At 56.3% G+C, this 16,780-nt stretch carries 17 protein-coding genes; 14 read left to right on the top strand and 3 right to left on the bottom strand.

Annotation, left to right across the window (positions count from 1 at the left end):
* Positions 1 to 40 precede the first annotated feature (40 nt).
* The 3 genes from lexA to DD606_RS11860 all read left to right on the top strand — a co-directional run bounded on the left by lexA (position 41) and on the right by DD606_RS11860 (position 2,379).
* A complete protein-coding gene (gene lexA / locus DD606_RS11870; protein WP_045894763.1) occupies positions 41 to 649 on the top strand; it encodes a transcriptional repressor LexA in 609 nt (202 codons plus the stop codon).
* A 63-nt stretch (positions 650 to 712) separates the two neighbouring features.
* Positions 713 to 2,050 carry an MATE family efflux transporter DinF gene (gene dinF, locus DD606_RS11865; RefSeq protein ID WP_049125995.1) on the top strand — a complete coding sequence of 446 codons (1,338 nt, stop codon included), beginning with the start codon at positions 713 to 715 and terminating at the stop codon, positions 2,048 to 2,050.
* Between the two features lie 119 nt (positions 2,051 to 2,169).
* Positions 2,170 to 2,379, top strand: a complete 210-nt coding sequence (locus DD606_RS11860; protein WP_003860314.1) for a CsbD family protein — start codon at positions 2,170 to 2,172, stop codon at positions 2,377 to 2,379.
* A gap of 47 nt (positions 2,380 to 2,426) precedes the next feature.
* On the opposite strand, the gene zur is transcribed toward DD606_RS11860, so the two are convergent.
* Positions 2,427 to 2,939, bottom strand: coding sequence for a zinc uptake transcriptional repressor Zur (gene zur / locus DD606_RS11855; protein ID WP_003860309.1), 513 nt, complete (start codon positions 2,937 to 2,939; stop codon positions 2,427 to 2,429).
* A 115-nt stretch (positions 2,940 to 3,054) separates the two neighbouring features.
* Between zur and DD606_RS11850 the strand changes: the two genes are divergently transcribed.
* From DD606_RS11850 to pspG, 4 genes are all read left to right on the top strand, one after another.
* The gene (locus DD606_RS11850) at positions 3,055 to 3,543 is read left to right on the top strand and encodes a cupin domain-containing protein (protein WP_023293524.1); all 489 of its coding nucleotides are present in this window, start codon (positions 3,055 to 3,057) and stop codon (positions 3,541 to 3,543) included.
* 172 nt (positions 3,544 to 3,715) lie between these two features.
* Positions 3,716 to 4,963 carry a conjugal transfer protein TraF gene (locus DD606_RS11845; protein ID WP_059356618.1) on the top strand — a complete coding sequence of 416 codons (1,248 nt, stop codon included), beginning with the start codon at positions 3,716 to 3,718 and terminating at the stop codon, positions 4,961 to 4,963.
* A gap of 82 nt (positions 4,964 to 5,045) precedes the next feature.
* Positions 5,046 to 6,041, top strand: coding sequence for a tRNA dihydrouridine(20/20a) synthase DusA (dusA, locus tag DD606_RS11840; RefSeq protein WP_045371482.1), 996 nt, complete (start codon positions 5,046 to 5,048; stop codon positions 6,039 to 6,041).
* A gap of 136 nt (positions 6,042 to 6,177) precedes the next feature.
* Complete coding sequence (gene pspG / locus DD606_RS11835) at positions 6,178 to 6,420, top strand: envelope stress response protein PspG (protein WP_008503373.1); 243 nt, start codon at positions 6,178 to 6,180, stop codon at positions 6,418 to 6,420.
* A gap of 184 nt (positions 6,421 to 6,604) precedes the next feature.
* On the opposite strand, the gene DD606_RS11830 is transcribed toward pspG, so the two are convergent.
* Positions 6,605 to 7,588 (bottom strand): quinone oxidoreductase, encoded by a 984-nt coding sequence (locus DD606_RS11830; RefSeq protein WP_045894770.1) that lies wholly within the window; start codon positions 7,586 to 7,588, stop codon positions 6,605 to 6,607.
* Positions 7,589 to 7,648: 60 nt separating this feature from the next.
* Between DD606_RS11830 and dnaB the strand changes: the two genes are divergently transcribed.
* The 6 genes from dnaB to DD606_RS11800 all read left to right on the top strand — a co-directional run bounded on the left by dnaB (position 7,649) and on the right by DD606_RS11800 (position 13,318).
* Positions 7,649 to 9,061: a replicative DNA helicase gene (gene dnaB / locus DD606_RS11825; RefSeq protein ID WP_003860298.1), complete on the top strand. Its 1,413-nt coding sequence runs from the start codon at positions 7,649 to 7,651 to the stop codon at positions 9,059 to 9,061.
* A gap of 16 nt (positions 9,062 to 9,077) precedes the next feature.
* Positions 9,078 to 10,157: an alanine racemase gene (alr, locus tag DD606_RS11820; RefSeq protein ID WP_003860296.1), complete on the top strand. Its 1,080-nt coding sequence runs from the start codon at positions 9,078 to 9,080 to the stop codon at positions 10,155 to 10,157.
* A 109-nt stretch (positions 10,158 to 10,266) separates the two neighbouring features.
* Positions 10,267 to 11,460, top strand: coding sequence for an aromatic amino acid transaminase (gene tyrB / locus DD606_RS11815; protein ID WP_022650225.1), 1,194 nt, complete (start codon positions 10,267 to 10,269; stop codon positions 11,458 to 11,460).
* A 259-nt stretch (positions 11,461 to 11,719) separates the two neighbouring features.
* On the top strand, positions 11,720 to 12,433 hold the full coding sequence (gene aphA / locus DD606_RS11810; RefSeq protein WP_022650226.1) for an acid phosphatase AphA: 714 nt from the start codon (positions 11,720 to 11,722) through the stop codon (positions 12,431 to 12,433).
* A 112-nt stretch (positions 12,434 to 12,545) separates the two neighbouring features.
* Entirely contained in the window at positions 12,546 to 12,962 is a 417-nt protein-coding gene (locus DD606_RS11805) for a secondary thiamine-phosphate synthase enzyme YjbQ (protein ID WP_017382627.1), read from the top strand.
* 2 nt (positions 12,963 to 12,964) lie between these two features.
* Complete coding sequence (locus DD606_RS11800) at positions 12,965 to 13,318, top strand: MmcQ/YjbR family DNA-binding protein (RefSeq protein WP_003860288.1); 354 nt, start codon at positions 12,965 to 12,967, stop codon at positions 13,316 to 13,318.
* Positions 13,319 to 13,321: 3 nt separating this feature from the next.
* Here the strand turns inward: DD606_RS11800 and uvrA are convergent, their stop codons facing one another.
* Positions 13,322 to 16,144, bottom strand: a complete 2,823-nt coding sequence (gene uvrA / locus DD606_RS11795) for an excinuclease ABC subunit UvrA (protein ID WP_003860287.1) — start codon at positions 16,142 to 16,144, stop codon at positions 13,322 to 13,324.
* 251 nt (positions 16,145 to 16,395) lie between these two features.
* On the opposite strand from uvrA, the gene ssb1 reads away from it, so the two are divergent.
* On the top strand, positions 16,396 to 16,780 hold a 385-nt coding region (ssb1, locus tag DD606_RS11785; RefSeq protein ID WP_129258682.1), incomplete at its 3' end, for a single-stranded DNA-binding protein SSB1.

The raw sequence follows: 16,780 nt of genomic DNA, 5'->3' as shown, positions 1-16,780 counted from the left end.
TATACTCACAGCATAACTGTATATACACCCAGGGGGCGGTATGAAAGCGTTAACGACCAGGCAGCAAGAGGTGTTTGATCTCATTCGGGATCATATCGGCCAGACGGGTATGCCACCCACGCGTGCAGAAATTGCGCAGCGTCTGGGCTTCCGTTCTCCTAATGCTGCCGAAGAGCACCTTAAAGCGCTGGCGCGTAAGGGCGTGATTGAGATTGTTTCCGGCGCCTCACGCGGTATTCGTCTGCTGGTGGAAGAAGAGAGCGGTATTCCGCTGGTGGGTCGCGTAGCGGCAGGTGAACCTCTGCTGGCGCAGCAGCACATCGAAGGGCACTATCAGGTTGATCCAGGCATGTTCAAGCCGAGCGCCGATTTCCTGCTGCGCGTTAGCGGAATGTCCATGAAAGATATCGGTATTCTGGATGGCGATCTGCTGGCGGTACACAAAACGCAGGACGTGCGTAACGGGCAAGTCGTGGTGGCGCGCATTGATGATGAAGTGACGGTTAAGCGCCTGAAGAAACAAGGCAATACCGTGCAGCTTCTGCCTGAAAACAATGAATTCTCCCCGATTGTGGTGGATCTCCGCGAGCAGAGCTTCTCTGTTGAAGGACTGGCGGTCGGCGTTATCCGCAACGGTGAATGGCTGTAATCTCTTCCTGACAGGCTGTAGTTCCTCTACAGCCTGGCCTGTTTTCTGATTCCGGTAATTTCCATGGCATTGCTAACTTCTGCCGATAATGCGTTGTGGCGTCTTGCGCTACCGATGATTTTTTCCAATATTACCGTTCCTCTGCTGGGGCTGGTGGATACGGCGGTTATCGGGCATCTCGATTCGCCGATTTATCTCGGCGGCGTCGCGATCGGCGCAACGGCGACCAGCTTCCTCTTTATGCTGCTGCTTTTTCTGCGCATGAGTACGACAGGCCTGACTGCTCAGGCGTATGGTGCAAAAGATCCCCTGCGTCTGGCGCGTGCGCTGGTTCAGCCGCTCATTCTGGCATTCGGTGCCGGCGCGTTAATCGTTCTGTTGCGTACGCCGCTGATTGATCTTGCGCTCCATATTGTAGGCGGCAGCGATGCCGTACTGGAACAGGCCCGGCGGTTCCTCGAAATTCGCTGGCTCAGCGCGCCCGCTTCACTGGCAAACCTGGTCCTGCTGGGCTGGCTGCTGGGCGTGCAGTACGCCCGCGCGCCGGTGATCCTGCTGGTGGTGGGCAACCTGCTTAACATTGTGCTCGATCTGTGGCTGGTGATGGGGCTGCACATGAACGTCCGGGGCGCGGCGCTGGCCACGGCAATTGCCGAGTACGGTACGCTGCTGATCGGTTTGGGGATGGTCTGGCGCGTGCTGGCGATGCGCGGTATCACCCTGGATCTGCTGAAATCGGCCTGGCGCGGCAACATTCGTAAGCTGCTGGCGCTTAATCGCGACATCATGCTCCGTTCTCTCCTGCTGCAACTCTGCTTTGGCGCCTTAACCATTTTTGGTGCGCGTCTTGGGCCTGAGATCGTTGCCGTCAACGCAGTGCTCATGACGTTACTGACCTTTACCGCTTACGCGCTGGATGGTTTTGCTTACGCCGTCGAGGCGCATTCAGGGCAGGCCTATGGCGCGCGTGAAAGCGGCCAGTTACGTGAAGTCTGGCGTGCTGCCTGTCGTCAGGCGGGTCTGGTGGCGCTGGCCTTTGCTCTGGTATACGCCTGTTTTGGTGGGCATATTGTCGCACTACTCACCTCGTTGCCCGCGCTACGTGAGCTGGCCGATCGCTACATCCTCTGGCAGGTAGTATTACCGGTGGTGGGTGTGTGGTGCTATTTGCTGGACGGCATGTTTATTGGTGCGACGCGAGGGGCGGAGATGCGCAACAGCATGGCCGTCGCGGCGGCGGGGTTTGGCCTGACGCTGCTGACCCTGCCGTATCTCGGCAATCATGGTCTGTGGCTGGCGCTGGCGGTGTTTCTCTCACTGCGTGGCCTTTCGTTGGCCGTTATCTGGCATCGTCACTGGCGAAACAATACCTGGTTTCCAGCCCCGCACGATATATCGTAACGGTTAAAGATTCCGAATATAAAAACAACTACCGAATCCTTAACTACAATAATAATCACGTCCAGCAGAAAAGAACGTAGCGGGCGATACTCATAGACGCTTAACACGAGGACACGATTATGAATAAAGACGAAATCGGCGGCAACTGGAAGCAATTCAAAGGTAAAGCGAAAGAACAGTGGGGTAAGCTGACAGATGACGATATGACCGTCATTGAAGGTAAGCGCGATCAGCTGGTAGGTAAAATCCAGGAGCGCTACGGTTACGAAAAAGATCAGGCGGAAAACGAAGTCAAAGACTGGGAAACCCGTAACGACTACCGCTGGTAACCGGTACTATCCCCAAGGGCGGCCCTGAGCCGCCTTTTTCTTTGGCTTTAACGCGGCTTTTTCTTCACCAGGATAGAGTGATCGTGCTGACAGTCATCCTGATGACGGCATGACTCCACCTCCACGCAGGCAGAACATAAGCCGTGGGCTTCAATCACGTTATGGCGCAGCGCAAAGCCCATTCTGGCTGCCAGCGTATGCATAATATCTTCCACACCTTCCGCACACTCTTCCTTCACCACACCACAGCGATCGCAGATAAACATGGCGGACGTGTGAGTTGGCTGGTCAAAAAGATGGCACAGCACATAGCTGTTTGTTGATTCCACTTTATGCACAAACCCTTGCTCCAGCAGAAAATCCAGCGCCCGATAAACGGTCGGCGGTTTTGCCTGCGGCTCGCTTTCACGCAGCAGATCGAGCAGATCGTAGGCGCTGATGGCACCCTGCTGCAGGCTCATCAGACGTAATACTTCAAGGCGCTGCGGAGTCAGGCGCACATTGCGTTGCGCACACAGCTTTTCGGCCTGCGCTAACAGCTCTTTTGTGGACTTATCCATGTAGCACCCCGGATGTTATAGGACGGAAAACCTTCACTTTATCATGTTCTGCTAAAAACACCGAGATCCGCCAGTCTGTGCTATACCTGACCCATCGAAAACCGGGAGAACCAGAATGAAAAGACCTGACTGCATTCGACACTGGCGCGACGTGGAAGGCGCGGATGACTCGACCTACCCCGACAGCGATGAGCTGTTTTCCATTGGTGCTCCGCTGGCTCGCAAGCTTGGGCTCGGGCGTATTGGCATCCATCATGAGCGCCTGCCGCCTGGGCGCAGAACGTCCTATCCGCATGCGGAGAGCGACGAAGAAGAGTTTGTTTACGTGCTCGAAGGCTACCCTGAAGCCTGGATTAACGGCCACTTGTGGAAACTGGAGCCTGGCGACAGCGTAGGCTTTCCCGCCGGAACCGGCATCTGTCATACCTTTATCAACAACACGGACGATGAGGTTCGGCTCCTGGTCGTTGGCGAGGCCAACAAGAAGCACAACCGCATTTACTACCCGCTCAACCCCGTGTATGCCGCCACGCGGGAAGATCGCTGGGTAGATCATCCCCCGCAGTTTTTTGGGCCGCATGATGGAAAACCTGGGAAAAAATAATTTCCTCTTCTATAAATATTGAGGGCCGTCACAAAATATAACAGGCCGTAAGGGAGTTTTACTTAGGGAAAGAAATAGCGGGTCTTTTACTACTTATTCACAGCAATAGTTCGTTCCTGTTTGGGTGATAACAGACAGGGGTTATTTCATAACAGACTATAACGGGCATACTGTGAAAAAAAATTTTAAATTTTCGGTGGTTAGCATTGCTGTCTCCTTGTTTATGGCAAATCAGGCGGGAGCAGCCAATACCTGGACAGAATCACGCAGCGACGCAATGGGTGGCACCGGCGTTGCGGCTGGGAACTATGGCAGTGCAGTGTTGATAAACCCGGCGCTGCTGGCAAAGGCAAGGCCGGACGACGATGTCACGGTTATTCTGCCGTCCATTGGCGCTCAAATTTCGGATAAGGACAATCTGCGCGATAAGATTGATGATATCAGCGACGACGTCAGCAAATATCGCAGCACGCTGGATAATATCAATTTCGTCGATCTCTTCATTCCCACGAGTCCGGCCTCCCGGAACGTCTCAGCCGCCGCTGGCGATCTTGGTAATCAACTGGATTCTCTGAAAGGAAAAACAGCCAGCGGTAAAGCGGGTGCCGGGATTGCTGTCAGTATTCCTAATGACGTGTTATCCGTAGCATTCGTTGCAAAAGCGAATGCGCGTGCACGCGTGAGTTCCTATATCGATCAGGGCGATATTGACACATTGCGCGGTATTGAGGCCGTTCCAGCCACCGCGTTAGCGGTAACTCCGAATGATTTGAAGTCAAAAGGTTTTGGTCGCGCGGCGATCGTTTCGGACTATGGTGTGGCGGTGGCGCGTCAGTTTGACATTAGCGGCGTACCGGTCTCCGTAGGTATCACGCCAAAGCTGCAAAAAACCTGGCTCTATAACTATACGGTTTCCATCTACAACTTCGACAGCGGCGATATCAATAGTAGTCGCTATCGTAATGATGATACTGGTTTTAACGTTGATGCCGGTCTTGCTGCTGACTTCGGCGATAACTGGACCGTTGGTTTAACCGGACAAAATCTCTTTTCCCGGGATATCGACACGAAGAAAGTGGATGGCGTGCGTGATACTTATCAAATCAGTCCTGTAGTGACCGCCGGTGCTGCCTGGCACAACGACCTGGTGACGCTGACCGCCGATGGCGATCTGACCGAAACCAAAGGCTTCAAGAGCGAAGATACGTCGCAGTACGTGGGTGTCGGTGCCGAGTTGACGCCGCTGAGCTGGCTGGCGGTGCGTGCGGGTTATCGTGCCGACGTGAAGGGTAACGACAGCAATGTCTTTACCGGCGGTGTCGGTTTCGCGCCGTTTAGCACCGTGCATGTTGACCTGATGGGCCTGTACGGTGAAGACGAAACCTGGGGCGCAGGGGCTCAGCTGAGCATGACGTTCTAAAGTCCACCGGAGGCGCTGCGCCTCCGGCTTTTCTTTGTGCTATAGTAGCGCCCCTTTTCCACCAGATGCTTAAAACTTCGCCATGTCGTCAGAATCACAGACCGCTTTCCCTGCACACCGTTTTTCCATTGCGCCGATGCTCGACTGGACGGACAGACACTGCCGCTATTTCCTGCGCCAGCTCTCCCGCCATACGCTGCTGTACACCGAAATGGTGACCACAGGCGCAATCATTCACGGCAAGGGCGACTATCTGGCCTATAGCGAAGAAGAGCATCCGGTTGCCCTGCAGCTGGGCGGCAGCGATCCGGCCGCCCTGGCGCAGTGCGCGAAGCTGGCTGAAGCGCGCGGCTACGACGAGATCAACCTCAACGTTGGCTGCCCGTCCGATCGCGTGCAAAACGGCATGTTCGGCGCCTGCCTGATGGGGAACGCGCAGCTGGTGGCGGACTGTATCAAGGCGATGCGCGACGTCGTTTCCATTCCGGTGACGGTCAAAACCCGCATCGGCATTGACGACCAGGACAGCTACGAATTCCTGTGCGATTTCATCAATACGGTCTCCGGCAAGGGCGAATGCGAGATGTTTATCATCCACGCGCGAAAAGCCTGGCTCTCCGGCCTGAGTCCGAAAGAGAACCGTGAGATCCCGCCGCTGGACTACCCGCGCGTGTATCAGCTGAAGCGTGACTTCCCGCACCTGACCATGTCCATTAACGGCGGCATCAAGTCGCTGGAAGAGGCCAAAGCGCATCTTGAACATATGGATGGGGTGATGGTCGGGCGCGAGGCGTATCAGAACCCGGGCATTCTGGCGACGGTCGATCGCGAAATCTTTGGCATCGAAGGTGCAGACACCGATCCGGTTGGCGTCGTGCGTGCGATGTATCCTTACATTGAGCGCGAGCTGAGCAACGGTACGTATCTCGGCCATATCACTCGCCATATGCTTGGGCTGTTCCAGGGCATTCCGGGCGCGCGTCAGTGGCGTCGCTACCTGAGCGAAAATGCCCATAAAGCCGGGGCCGATATTGAGGTGCTGGAACATGCGTTGCGCCTGGTGGCGGACAAGCGATAACTTTCGCTAAAAGTTCGTCAAATTCACCACGCCCTGCGAATTCTCGCGGGGCGTTTTGCTTTAAGAACAACACGTTATGTCTGGCATGATTCTTGTAATGTTTGCTGCATCATTCGGGAACTCGTGGGAGAGCACCATGCTGGAACTACTTTTTGTGATTGGCTTTTTTGTCATGCTGCTAGCAACGGGCATTTCGCTGCTCGGCATTCTGGCGGCTATCGTGGTGGCGACGGTCGTCATGTTTATTGGCGGATTGTTTGCCCTGACGATCAAACTGCTGCCGTGGTTACTGCTGGCCGTGGCGGTGGTATGGGTGATACGGGCGATTAAATCGCCAAAAGTGCCCAGTTATCAGCGCAATAACCGCTTCCGTTACTAAGGTATTGAGGGGTTCGTCACAGAGTTGTAACTTTTCCGGCAGCCTGGCTTAGAACAGAATAGGATTTACTTATCGAATCTGTCACTATGACTGCCGTTAAAGAATTCATCGCGCTGTACCCTACATACAGCCGAACTAAAAAAAGAAAGGGCTTCCCACGGGAAGCCCAATTTCTTTTTGGGGCTCAGGGAATCAACAAGCTCGATCCCTGCGTTGCCCGGCTCTCCAGCACCTCATGCGCGCGCTGCGCGTCGGCTAGCGGGTATTTCTGCGTTTCTGCCACATCCACCTTAATGACGCCGCTGGCAATCAGCGAGAACAGCTCGTTGCTGGCTTCCTCAAGTTCTTCCCGGTTGGTGATGTAGCCTTGCAGGGAAGGGCGCGTGACGTACAGCGAGCCTTTCTGGTTCAGGATGCCCAGATTCACGCCGGTGACTGCGCCTGACGCATTCCCGAAGCTCACCATCAGCCCACGACGCTGCAGGCAGTCCAGCGACGCTTCCCAAGTGTCTTTCCCTACCGAGTCATACACCACGCGCACCTTTTTGCCGCTGGTGATCTCCTTCAGCCGTTCGACAATGCTCTCTTCACGGTAGTTAATCACCTGCCAGGCGCCCGCCTGCAGCGCGCGCTGGGCTTTTTGGGCATTGCCCACGGTGCCGATCAGTTTTGCGCCCAGCGCTTTTGCCCACTGACAGGCGATGAGCCCGACGCCACCCGCCGCGGCATGAAACAGGAACTGCTCGTCGGGTTTAATTTCATAGGTTTTGCGCAGCAGGTAGTAAACGGTTAACCCTTTCAGAAAGGAGGCCGCCGCCTGCTCAAAGGAGATGGCGTTGGGCAGCAGGGCGGCTTTATCCGCCGGGACGTTGTGGACGGAGCTGTAAGCGCCCAGCGCCGATTGCGCGTACACCACGCGATCGCCTTCCTTAATGTGCTTAACCGCGCTGCCCACTTTGCTGACGATGCCGGCCGCCTCGGTGCCCAGCCCGCTCGGCATCGACGGAGGCGGATAGAGGCCGCCGCGAATATAGGTATCGATGTAGTTAATGCCGATAGCTTTGTTTTCCACCTGGATTTCGTTCTCGCCAGGCGCAGCGGGGGTAAATTCCACCGCTTTGAGTACGTCAGGGCCACCATGCTTGTGAAATTCAATACGTGTTGCCATGCTTCCTCCAGAATGTGGTAATCTTTCGACCCACTCTTTATCTCGGTAACTCCATTCACTATGGCAGGAAACAAACCCTTCAACAAACAGACTGAACCTCGTGAGCGTGATTATCAGGTCGCCGGGTTAAAAGTCCCGCCGCACTCGATTGAAGCGGAACAGTCGGTGTTGGGCGGTTTAATGCTGGATAACGAACGCTGGGACGACGTCGCCGAGCGCGTTGTCGCGGAAGACTTCTATACCCGCCCGCACCGCCACATCTTTACGGAAATGGCGCGTTTGCAGGAGTCGGGCAGCCCGATCGACCTGATTACGCTCGCAGAATCGCTGGAGCGTCTGGGACAGCTCGACAGCGTCGGCGGATTTGCCTATCTGGCAGAACTGTCAAAAAACACGCCAAGCGCCGCGAACATCAGCGCTTACGCTGATATCGTTCGTGAACGTGCCGTTGTCCGCGAGATGATCTCGGTGGCAAATGAGATCGCCGAGGCAGGTTTCGATCCCCAGGGGCGCACCAGCGAAGATCTGCTCGACCTGGCGGAATCCCGCGTCTTTAAAATCGCCGAAAGCCGTGCGAATAAAGACGAAGGCCCGAAAAACATCGCCGATGTACTCGACGCCACCGTTGCACGTATTGAGCAGCTTTTCCAGCAGCCGCACGATGGCGTGACGGGGGTGAACACCGGTTATGACGATCTCAACAAGAAAACGGCAGGTCTTCAGCCGTCGGATTTGATTATCGTGGCCGCACGTCCGTCGATGGGTAAAACAACATTTGCAATGAACCTCGTCGAAAACGCGGCGATGTTGCAGGATAAGCCGGTGCTTATCTTCAGTCTGGAGATGCCCTCTGAACAGATCATGATGCGTTCTCTGGCGTCCCTGTCGCGCGTGGATCAGACCCGCATCCGTACCGGTCAGCTGGACGATGAGGACTGGGCGCGGATCTCCGGCACCATGGGGATTTTGCTGGAAAAACGGAACATCTATATTGATGACTCCTCCGGCCTGACGCCGACGGAAGTGCGCTCCCGCGCGCGCCGTATCGCCCGTGAACACGGTGGCATCGGTCTCATCATGATCGACTACCTTCAGCTGATGCGCGTTCCGTCGCTTTCCGACAACCGTACGCTGGAGATTGCCGAGATTTCGCGCTCGCTCAAGGCGTTAGCCAAAGAGCTGCACGTGCCGGTGGTGGCGCTGTCGCAGCTTAACCGCTCTCTGGAACAACGTGCAGACAAGCGCCCGGTCAACTCCGACCTGCGTGAATCCGGCTCCATCGAGCAGGATGCCGACTTAATCATGTTCATCTACCGTGATGAGGTTTATCACGAGAACAGCGACCTGAAAGGGATCGCCGAAATTATTATTGGTAAGCAACGTAACGGCCCCATCGGTACGGTACGTCTGACCTTTAACGGCCAGTGGTCGCGTTTCGACAACTATGCCGGTCCTCAATATGATGATGAGTAATTTCTAAGGAATTCAAATGCAAGCGGCAACTGTTGTTATTAACCGCCGCGCTCTGCGACACAACCTGCAACGTCTGCGAGAACTGGCGCCCGCCAGTAAGCTCGTTGCAGTCGTGAAAGCGAACGCTTACGGACACGGTCTTCTTGAGACCGCGCGAACGCTCCCCGATGCCGACGCTTTTGGCGTCGCCCGTCTCGAAGAAGCTCTCCGCCTGCGCGCAGGTGGAATTACGCAACCGATTCTGCTCCTCGAAGGCTTTTTTGAAGCCTCGGACCTGCCGACCATTGCCGATCAGCACCTGCACACGGCGGTGCATAACGAAGAACAGCTGGCCGCGCTGGAAACGGCCGAACTGAGCGAGCCGGTCACCGTCTGGATGAAGCTCGACACGGGCATGCACCGTCTGGGCGTGCGGCCGGAAAGCGCGGAGGCGTTTTATCAGCGTCTGTGTCAGTGCAAAAATGTGCGTCAGCCGGTGAACATCGTCAGCCACTTTGCCCGCGCCGATGAGCCTGAATGCGGCGCAACGGAACAGCAGCTTGATATCTTCAACACCTTCTGCGAAGGCAAACCGGGGATGCGCTCGATCGCGGCATCCGGCGGTATTCTGCTGTGGCCGCAGTCGCACTTCGACTGGGCGCGTCCGGGCATCATTCTTTACGGCGTATCGCCACTGGAGAACAAACCCTGGGGGCCGGACTTTGGCTTTAAGCCGGTGATGTCGCTGGTTTCAAAGCTGATTGCCGTGCGTGAGCACAAAGCGGGAGAGCCGGTAGGTTACGGCGGCACCTGGATCAGCGAGCGCGATACCCGTCTTGGCGTGGTGGCGATGGGCTACGGTGACGGCTATCCCCGCGCCGCACCAACGGGCACGCCGGTGCTGGTCAACGGTCGTGAAGTGAAGATTGTCGGCCGCGTGGCGATGGACATGATTTGTGTTGATCTGGGGCCCGACGCGCAGGATAAAGCGGGGGACGATGCGGTGATGTGGGGCGAAGGCCTGCCGGTAGAACGTATTGCTGAAATAACAAAAGTGAGTGCTTACGAACTTATCACGCGTCTTACCTCAAGGGTCGCGATGAAATACGTCGACTAAGCATGAGCGGGATGCGGTGCATCCCGCTGCTGTTAACATCCCCTCGATCTTCTTCCGCTTCCGGTTTATTGTTGAATTCCCTGCCTCATAATAATCCGGAGAACATCGCGTGTTTCAGAAAGTAGACGCCTACGCCGGCGACCCTATCCTCTCCTTGATGGAGCGTTTCAAAGAAGATCCTCGCAGCGACAAAGTGAACCTCAGCATTGGTCTTTACTACAACGAAGACGGCATCATTCCTCAGTTGAAAGCCGTTGCTGAAGCTGAAGCGCGTCTTAACGCAACCCCGCACGGTGCTTCGCTTTATCTGCCGATGGAAGGATTAAACACCTACCGCAACACTATCGCGCCGCTGCTGTTTGGTGCGGACCACGCGGTGCTCGCGCAAAAGCGCGTAGCGACTATCCAGACGCTGGGTGGCTCGGGTGCGCTGAAGGTAGGCGCAGATTTCCTGAAAAAGTACTTCCCGGATTCCGGCGTGTGGGTCAGCGACCCGACGTGGGAAAACCACGTTGCGATCTTCGAGGGCGCGGGCTTTAAGGTTGAAACCTATCCGTGGTTCGACAGCGAAACGAACGGCGTGCGCGTTGATGCGCTGCTGGAAAAACTGAACACCCTGCCGGAGCGCAGCATCGTATTGCTGCATCCGTGCTGCCATAACCCGACGGGTGCGGACCTCACCAATGCCCAGTGGGATGCGGTGATCGAGATACTGAAGGCGCGTAACCTGATCCCGTTCCTCGACATCGCCTATCAGGGCTTTGGCGCGGGCATGGAAGAAGACGCCTACGCCATTCGCGCGATTGCCAGCGCGGGGCTTCCCGCTCTGGTCAGCAACTCCTTCTCAAAAATCTTCTCCCTGTACGGCGAGCGCGTTGGCGGTCTGTCCGTGGTGTGTGAAGACGCCGAAGCCGCGGGACGCGTACTCGGCCAGCTGAAAGCGACGGTCCGCCGGATCTACTCCAGCCCGCCGAACTTTGGTGCGCAGGTGGTGGCGACAGTTCTCGGTGACGAAACACTGAAAGCCACCTGGCTTGCGGAAGTGGAAGCGATGCGTAAGCGCATCCTGTCGATGCGTCAGGAGCTGGTTAACGTCCTGAAAGAGGCCGTGCCTGGGCATAACTTTGATTATCTTCTCAAGCAGCGCGGGATGTTCAGCTACACCGGACTGAGCGCAGCGCAGGTCGATCGCCTGCGTGAAGAGTTCGGTGTCTACCTGATCGCCAGCGGCCGTATGTGCGTGGCGGGTCTGAATGCCAGCAACGTCCAGCGCGTGGCGCAGGCGTTTGCAGCTGTGATGTAAGTACTCACTACTTATTATCTCCCTCTCCCTGTGGGAGAGGGCTGGGGTGAGGGCATCAGGCCGCAGAAAATCTTGCCCGGTGGCGGCTGCGCCTTACCGGGCCTACATCACTCATCCACACTTTGTGATCGTCTTCTTTTTATTCCGCTTCATAAGTAAAAACTCCTTTCCTTCCCCTCCCGCTGGGGTTATGGTCGGATAGTTTTTTGACCATCCGCTCAAAATAAAAAGATAACAAACTGAATATTCAGGGGAAAATATGCGCAAGATCACACTGGCGCTCAGCGCCGCCTGCTTATTGTTCTCGCTTAATAGTACCGTTGTTGCGCGGGCTTCTGCACCCACGCCGCTTTACACCGGCACCACCGCCGCCATTCTTGCCGAACAGGCCCCCATTCACTGGGTTTCAGTGGCACAAATTGAAAACAGCCTGACGGGTCGCCCGCCGATAGCCGTGGGCTTCGATATTGACGATACCGTTCTCTTCTCCAGCCCCGGTTTCTGGCGCGGCAAAAAAACGTACTCCCCGGACAGCGAAGCCTATCTGAAAAACCCGGAATTCTGGGAAAAGATGAACAACGGCTGGGATGAGTTCAGTATCCCGAAAGAGGTTGCCCGCGCGCTGATCGCCATGCACGTAAAGCGCGGCGACAGCATTTACTTCGTGACCGGACGTAGCCAGACCAAAACCGAAACCGTCTCGAAAACGCTACAGGATGATTTTCTGATCCCGGCGGCCAGCATGAATCCGGTCATTTTTGCCGGGGACCAGGAAGGGCAAAACACCAAAACCCAGTGGCTGGAAAAGAAAAATATCAAAGTGTTCTACGGGGATTCAGATAACGACATCACCGCGGCGCACGACGTGGGAGCCAGAGGCATCAGGGTGTTACGCGCCTCGAACTCCACCTACCGACCGCTGCCGATGGCCGGAAAATTTGGTGAAGAGGTGATCGTTAACTCTGAATACTGATGCATTAACGGCGGGGTGAATGCTTTTTTAAGCAAATCTCGCTGCGCGGGTTTTACCTTTCGCTTTCTTGCTGCACACTTAGAAAGATTCACCTTTCATAATGGAGCAGCACATGTGGTATCAACAGACCCTGACCTTAAGCGCAAAACCACGCGGATTTCACCTTGTGACGGACGAAGTCATCGGGCAAATCCGCGACCTGTCGCGCGTCAAAACGGGTTTGCTGCATCTGCTGCTTCAGCACACGTCTGCTTCTCTCACGCTTAATGAAAATTGCGATCCCACCGTCCGGTCCGACATGGAGCACCATTTTCTGAAGAGCGTCCCGGACAACGCGCCTTATGAGCATGACTATGAGGGGGCGGACGATATGCCTTCGCATATTAAATCCTCCCTGCTGGGCGTCTCGCTGATGCTGCCGGTCCACAACGGACGGCTACAGCTGGGAACGTGGCAGGGGATCTGGCTGGGAGAACATCGCATTCACGGTGGTTCGCGTAAAATTATCGCAACGCTACAAGGGGAATAAAGATGACAATTTCGGAGATACTTCAGTACTGCATGAGCAAGCCGGGCGCAGAACAGAGCGTTCACAGCGACTGGAAAGCCACGCAGATCAAAGTGGGGGATGTGTTGTTCGCGATGGTGAAAGAGGTGGATGCGCGGCCAGCGGCATCACTGAAAACCAGTCCTGAACTGGCCGACTTACTGCGCCAGCAGCACGATGATGTCAGGCCTAGCAAGCATCTGAATAAAGCACACTGGAGTACGGTGTTTCTCGACGGCTCGCTGCCAGATTCGCAAATTTACTACCTGGTAGATGCGTCGTATCAACAGGCGGTAGAACTGCTGCCGGAAACGATCCGACAGCAGCTCTCCGTGTAACGATTACAGCAACGGTTTGAGGAAGCGCGCGGTGTGCGAGGCTTCGCACTCTGCAACGGTCTCTGGCGTACCGGAGACGAGGATTTCACCGCCGCCGCTGCCGCCTTCCGGGCCGAGATCGACAATCCAGTCCGCGGTTTTAATCACGTCCAGGTTGTGCTCAATCACCACGATGGTGTTGCCCTGATCGCGCAGCTGGTGCAGCACGTCCAGCAGCTGCTGGATATCCGCAAAATGCAGGCCGGTGGTCGGCTCATCCAGAATGTACAGCGTCTGACCGGTACCGCGTTTAGACAGCTCACGCGCCAGCTTCACGCGCTGCGCTTCACCACCGGACAGCGTTGTCGCTGACTGCCCCAGACGGATATAGGTCAGACCCACATCCATCAGGGTTTGCAGCTTACGCGCCAGCGCAGGGACGGCGTCAAAGAACTCGCGCGCCTCTTCGATGGTCATATCCAGCACTTCGTGGATGGTCTTGCCTTTGTACTTAATCTCCAGCGTTTCACGGTTATAGCGCTTGCCTTTGCACTGGTCGCACGGCACGTAGATATCCGGCAGGAAGTGCATCTCAACCTTGATTACGCCGTCGCCCTGGCACGCTTCACAACGGCCGCCGCGCACGTTAAAGCTGAAACGTCCTGGCGTGTAGCCGCGCGAACGCGCTTCCGGCACGCCGGCAAAGAGTTCACGTACGGGCGTAAAGACGCCGGTATAGGTCGCCGGGTTGGAACGCGGCGTACGGCCAATCGGGCTCTGGTCGATGTCGATAACCTTGTCGAAATGCTCCAGCCCCTGAATGTCGCGGTACGGTGCAGGTTCAGCCAGCGTCGCGCCGTTCAGCGCCGTCTGCGCAATCGGGAACAGCGTATCGTTGATCAGCGTCGATTTACCGGAACCGGACACGCCGGTGATGCAGGTAAACAGCCCGACAGGCAGCGTCAGGGTCACGTCCTTCAGGTTGTTGCCGCGCGCCCCGGTTAGCTTCAGCACTTTTTCCGGGTTCGCCGCCACGCGCTGTTTTGGTACTTCAATTTTGCGCTTGCCGCTCATGTACTGGCCGGTCAGCGACTCGGGCACCGCCATAATGTCTTTCAGCGTCCCTTCTGCCACCACCTGTCCGCCGTGCACGCCAGCGCCCGGGCCGATGTCGATCACGTGGTCCGCGGCGCGGATCGCATCTTCGTCGTGCTCGACCACGATTACCGTGTTGCCGAGGTTACGCAGGTGAACCAGCGTGCCGAGCAGGCGTTCGTTGTCGCGCTGGTGTAGGCCGATAGACGGCTCATCCAGCACGTACATCACGCCGACTAAGCCTGCGCCAATCTGGCTCGCCAGACGGATACGCTGGGCTTCACCGCCGGAGAGCGTTTCAGCCGAGCGGGAAAGCGTCAGGTAGTTCAGGCCAACGTTCACGAGGAACTTGAGGCGATCGCCGATCTCTTTCAGCACTTTTTCAGCGATTTTCGCGCGCTGGCCGGAGAGCTTCAGGTTGTTGAAGAAGTCCATCGCGTGGCCGATGCTCATGTCTGAGATGGTCGGCAGCGCCGTGTTTTCGACAAACACGTGACGCGCTTCGCGGCGCAGGCGCGTGCCCTCGCAGGTGGCGCAGGAGCGGTTGCTGATGAACTTCGCCAGCTCCTCACGCACCGCGCTGGATTCGGTCTCTTTGTAGCGGCGCTCCATGTTGTGCAGCACCCCTTCGAACGGGTGGCGACGCACGGAAGTGTCACCGCGATCGTTCATGTACTTGAACTCAATGTTCTCTTTGCCGGAACCGAACAGGATCACTTTATGTACGTTCGCGCTCAGGCTGGCCCACGGGGCTTCAACGTCGAACTTGTAGTGCTCCGCCAGCGACTTCAGCATCTGGAAGTAATAGAAGTTACGCTTGTCCCAGCCGCGAATGGCGCCACCCGCCAGCGACAGCTCCGGATTCTGGATCACGCGGTCAGGGTCGAAATACTGCTGAACGCCCAAGCCGTCACAGGTCGGGCACGCGCCCGCCGGGTTGTTGAACGAGAACAGGCGCGGTTCCAGCTCGCGCATGCTGTAGCCGCAAATCGGGCAGGCAAAGTTGGCGGAGAAGAGCAGCTCTTCCGCTTTTGCATCGTCCATGTCTGACACCACCGCCGTGCCGCCCGACAGTTCCAGCGCCGTTTCAAAGGATTCCGCCAGACGCGTCGCCAGATCTTCACGTACCTTAAACCGGTCAATCACCACTTCGATGGTGTGTTTCTTTTGCAGCTCCAGCTTTGGCGGATCGGACAGGTCACACACTTCGCCGTCGATACGGGCGCGGATATAGCCCTGGCTTGCCAGATTTTCCAGCGTTTTAGTGTGTTCGCCCTTACGCTCTTTAATGATTGGCGCCAGCAGCATCAGGCGTTTGCCTTCCGGCTGCGACAGCACGTTATCCACCATCTGGCTGACGGTCTGGGCCGCCAGCGGAACGTCGTGATCCGGGCAGCGCGGCTCGCCCACGCGCGCATACAGCAGACGCAGGTAGTCATGGATTTCGGTAATGGTACCGACCGTGGATCGCGGGTTATGCGACGTGGATTTCTGCTCAATGGAGATAGCAGGAGACAACCCTTCAATGTGGTCGACATCCGGTTTTTCCATCAGCGACAGGAACTGACGCGCGTACGCCGAGAGCGATTCAACGTAACGACGCTGTCCTTCGGCATACAAAGTGTCGAAAGCCAGTGAGGATTTGCCAGACCCCGAAAGCCCGGTCACGACGATGAGTTTGTCGCGAGGGATTATGAGGTTGATATTCTTGAGATTGTGGGTGCGGGCGCCCCGAACTTCGATCTTATCCATTCACCTTTCCCGGTTGGAACACGGATTGCCTGATTTGTTTGAAGGACAAACGGCTGTCAGAAACGGCTAATTATGACACAAAATGACCTGTTTGAATATACAGTATTGGAATGCATTTTCTGATTCACTGTGTAACAATGTCGAGTCCGCGAGAGAACTCTGGAACATGCTACGCAACTATCAAAGTGTCGCATGGAAATGGTACACTCGCGCGTTTACACTATTAAGAAACGTATTCAGGAGACACGAACATGGCCAGCAGAGGCGTAAACAAGGTGATTCTCGTCGGTAATCTGGGCCAGGACCCGGAAGTACGCTACATGCCGAGTGGTGGCGCAGTTGCCAACATTACGCTGGCTACTTCCGAATCCTGGCGTGATAAAGCGACCGGTGAAATGAAAGAGCAGACCGAATGGCACCGCGTTGTGCTGTTTGGCAAACTGGCTGAAGTGGCCGGTGAGTATCTGCGTAAAGGCTCTCAGGTTTACATTGAAGGCCAACTGCGTACCCGCAAATGGACCGATCAATCCGGTCAGGAAAAATACACCACGGAAGTGGTGGTGAATGTTGGCGGCACCATGCAGATGCTGGGTGGCCGTCAGGGCGGCGGCGCACCGGCAGGTGGCGGCCAGCAGC

Source organism: Enterobacter cloacae complex sp. GF14B (assembly GCF_004136805.1).
GTDB lineage: Bacteria > Pseudomonadota > Gammaproteobacteria > Enterobacterales > Enterobacteriaceae > Enterobacter > Enterobacter hormaechei_C.
Note: the sequence above shows the minus strand (reverse complement) of the source record. Positions and strands in the feature narration are given on the sequence as shown.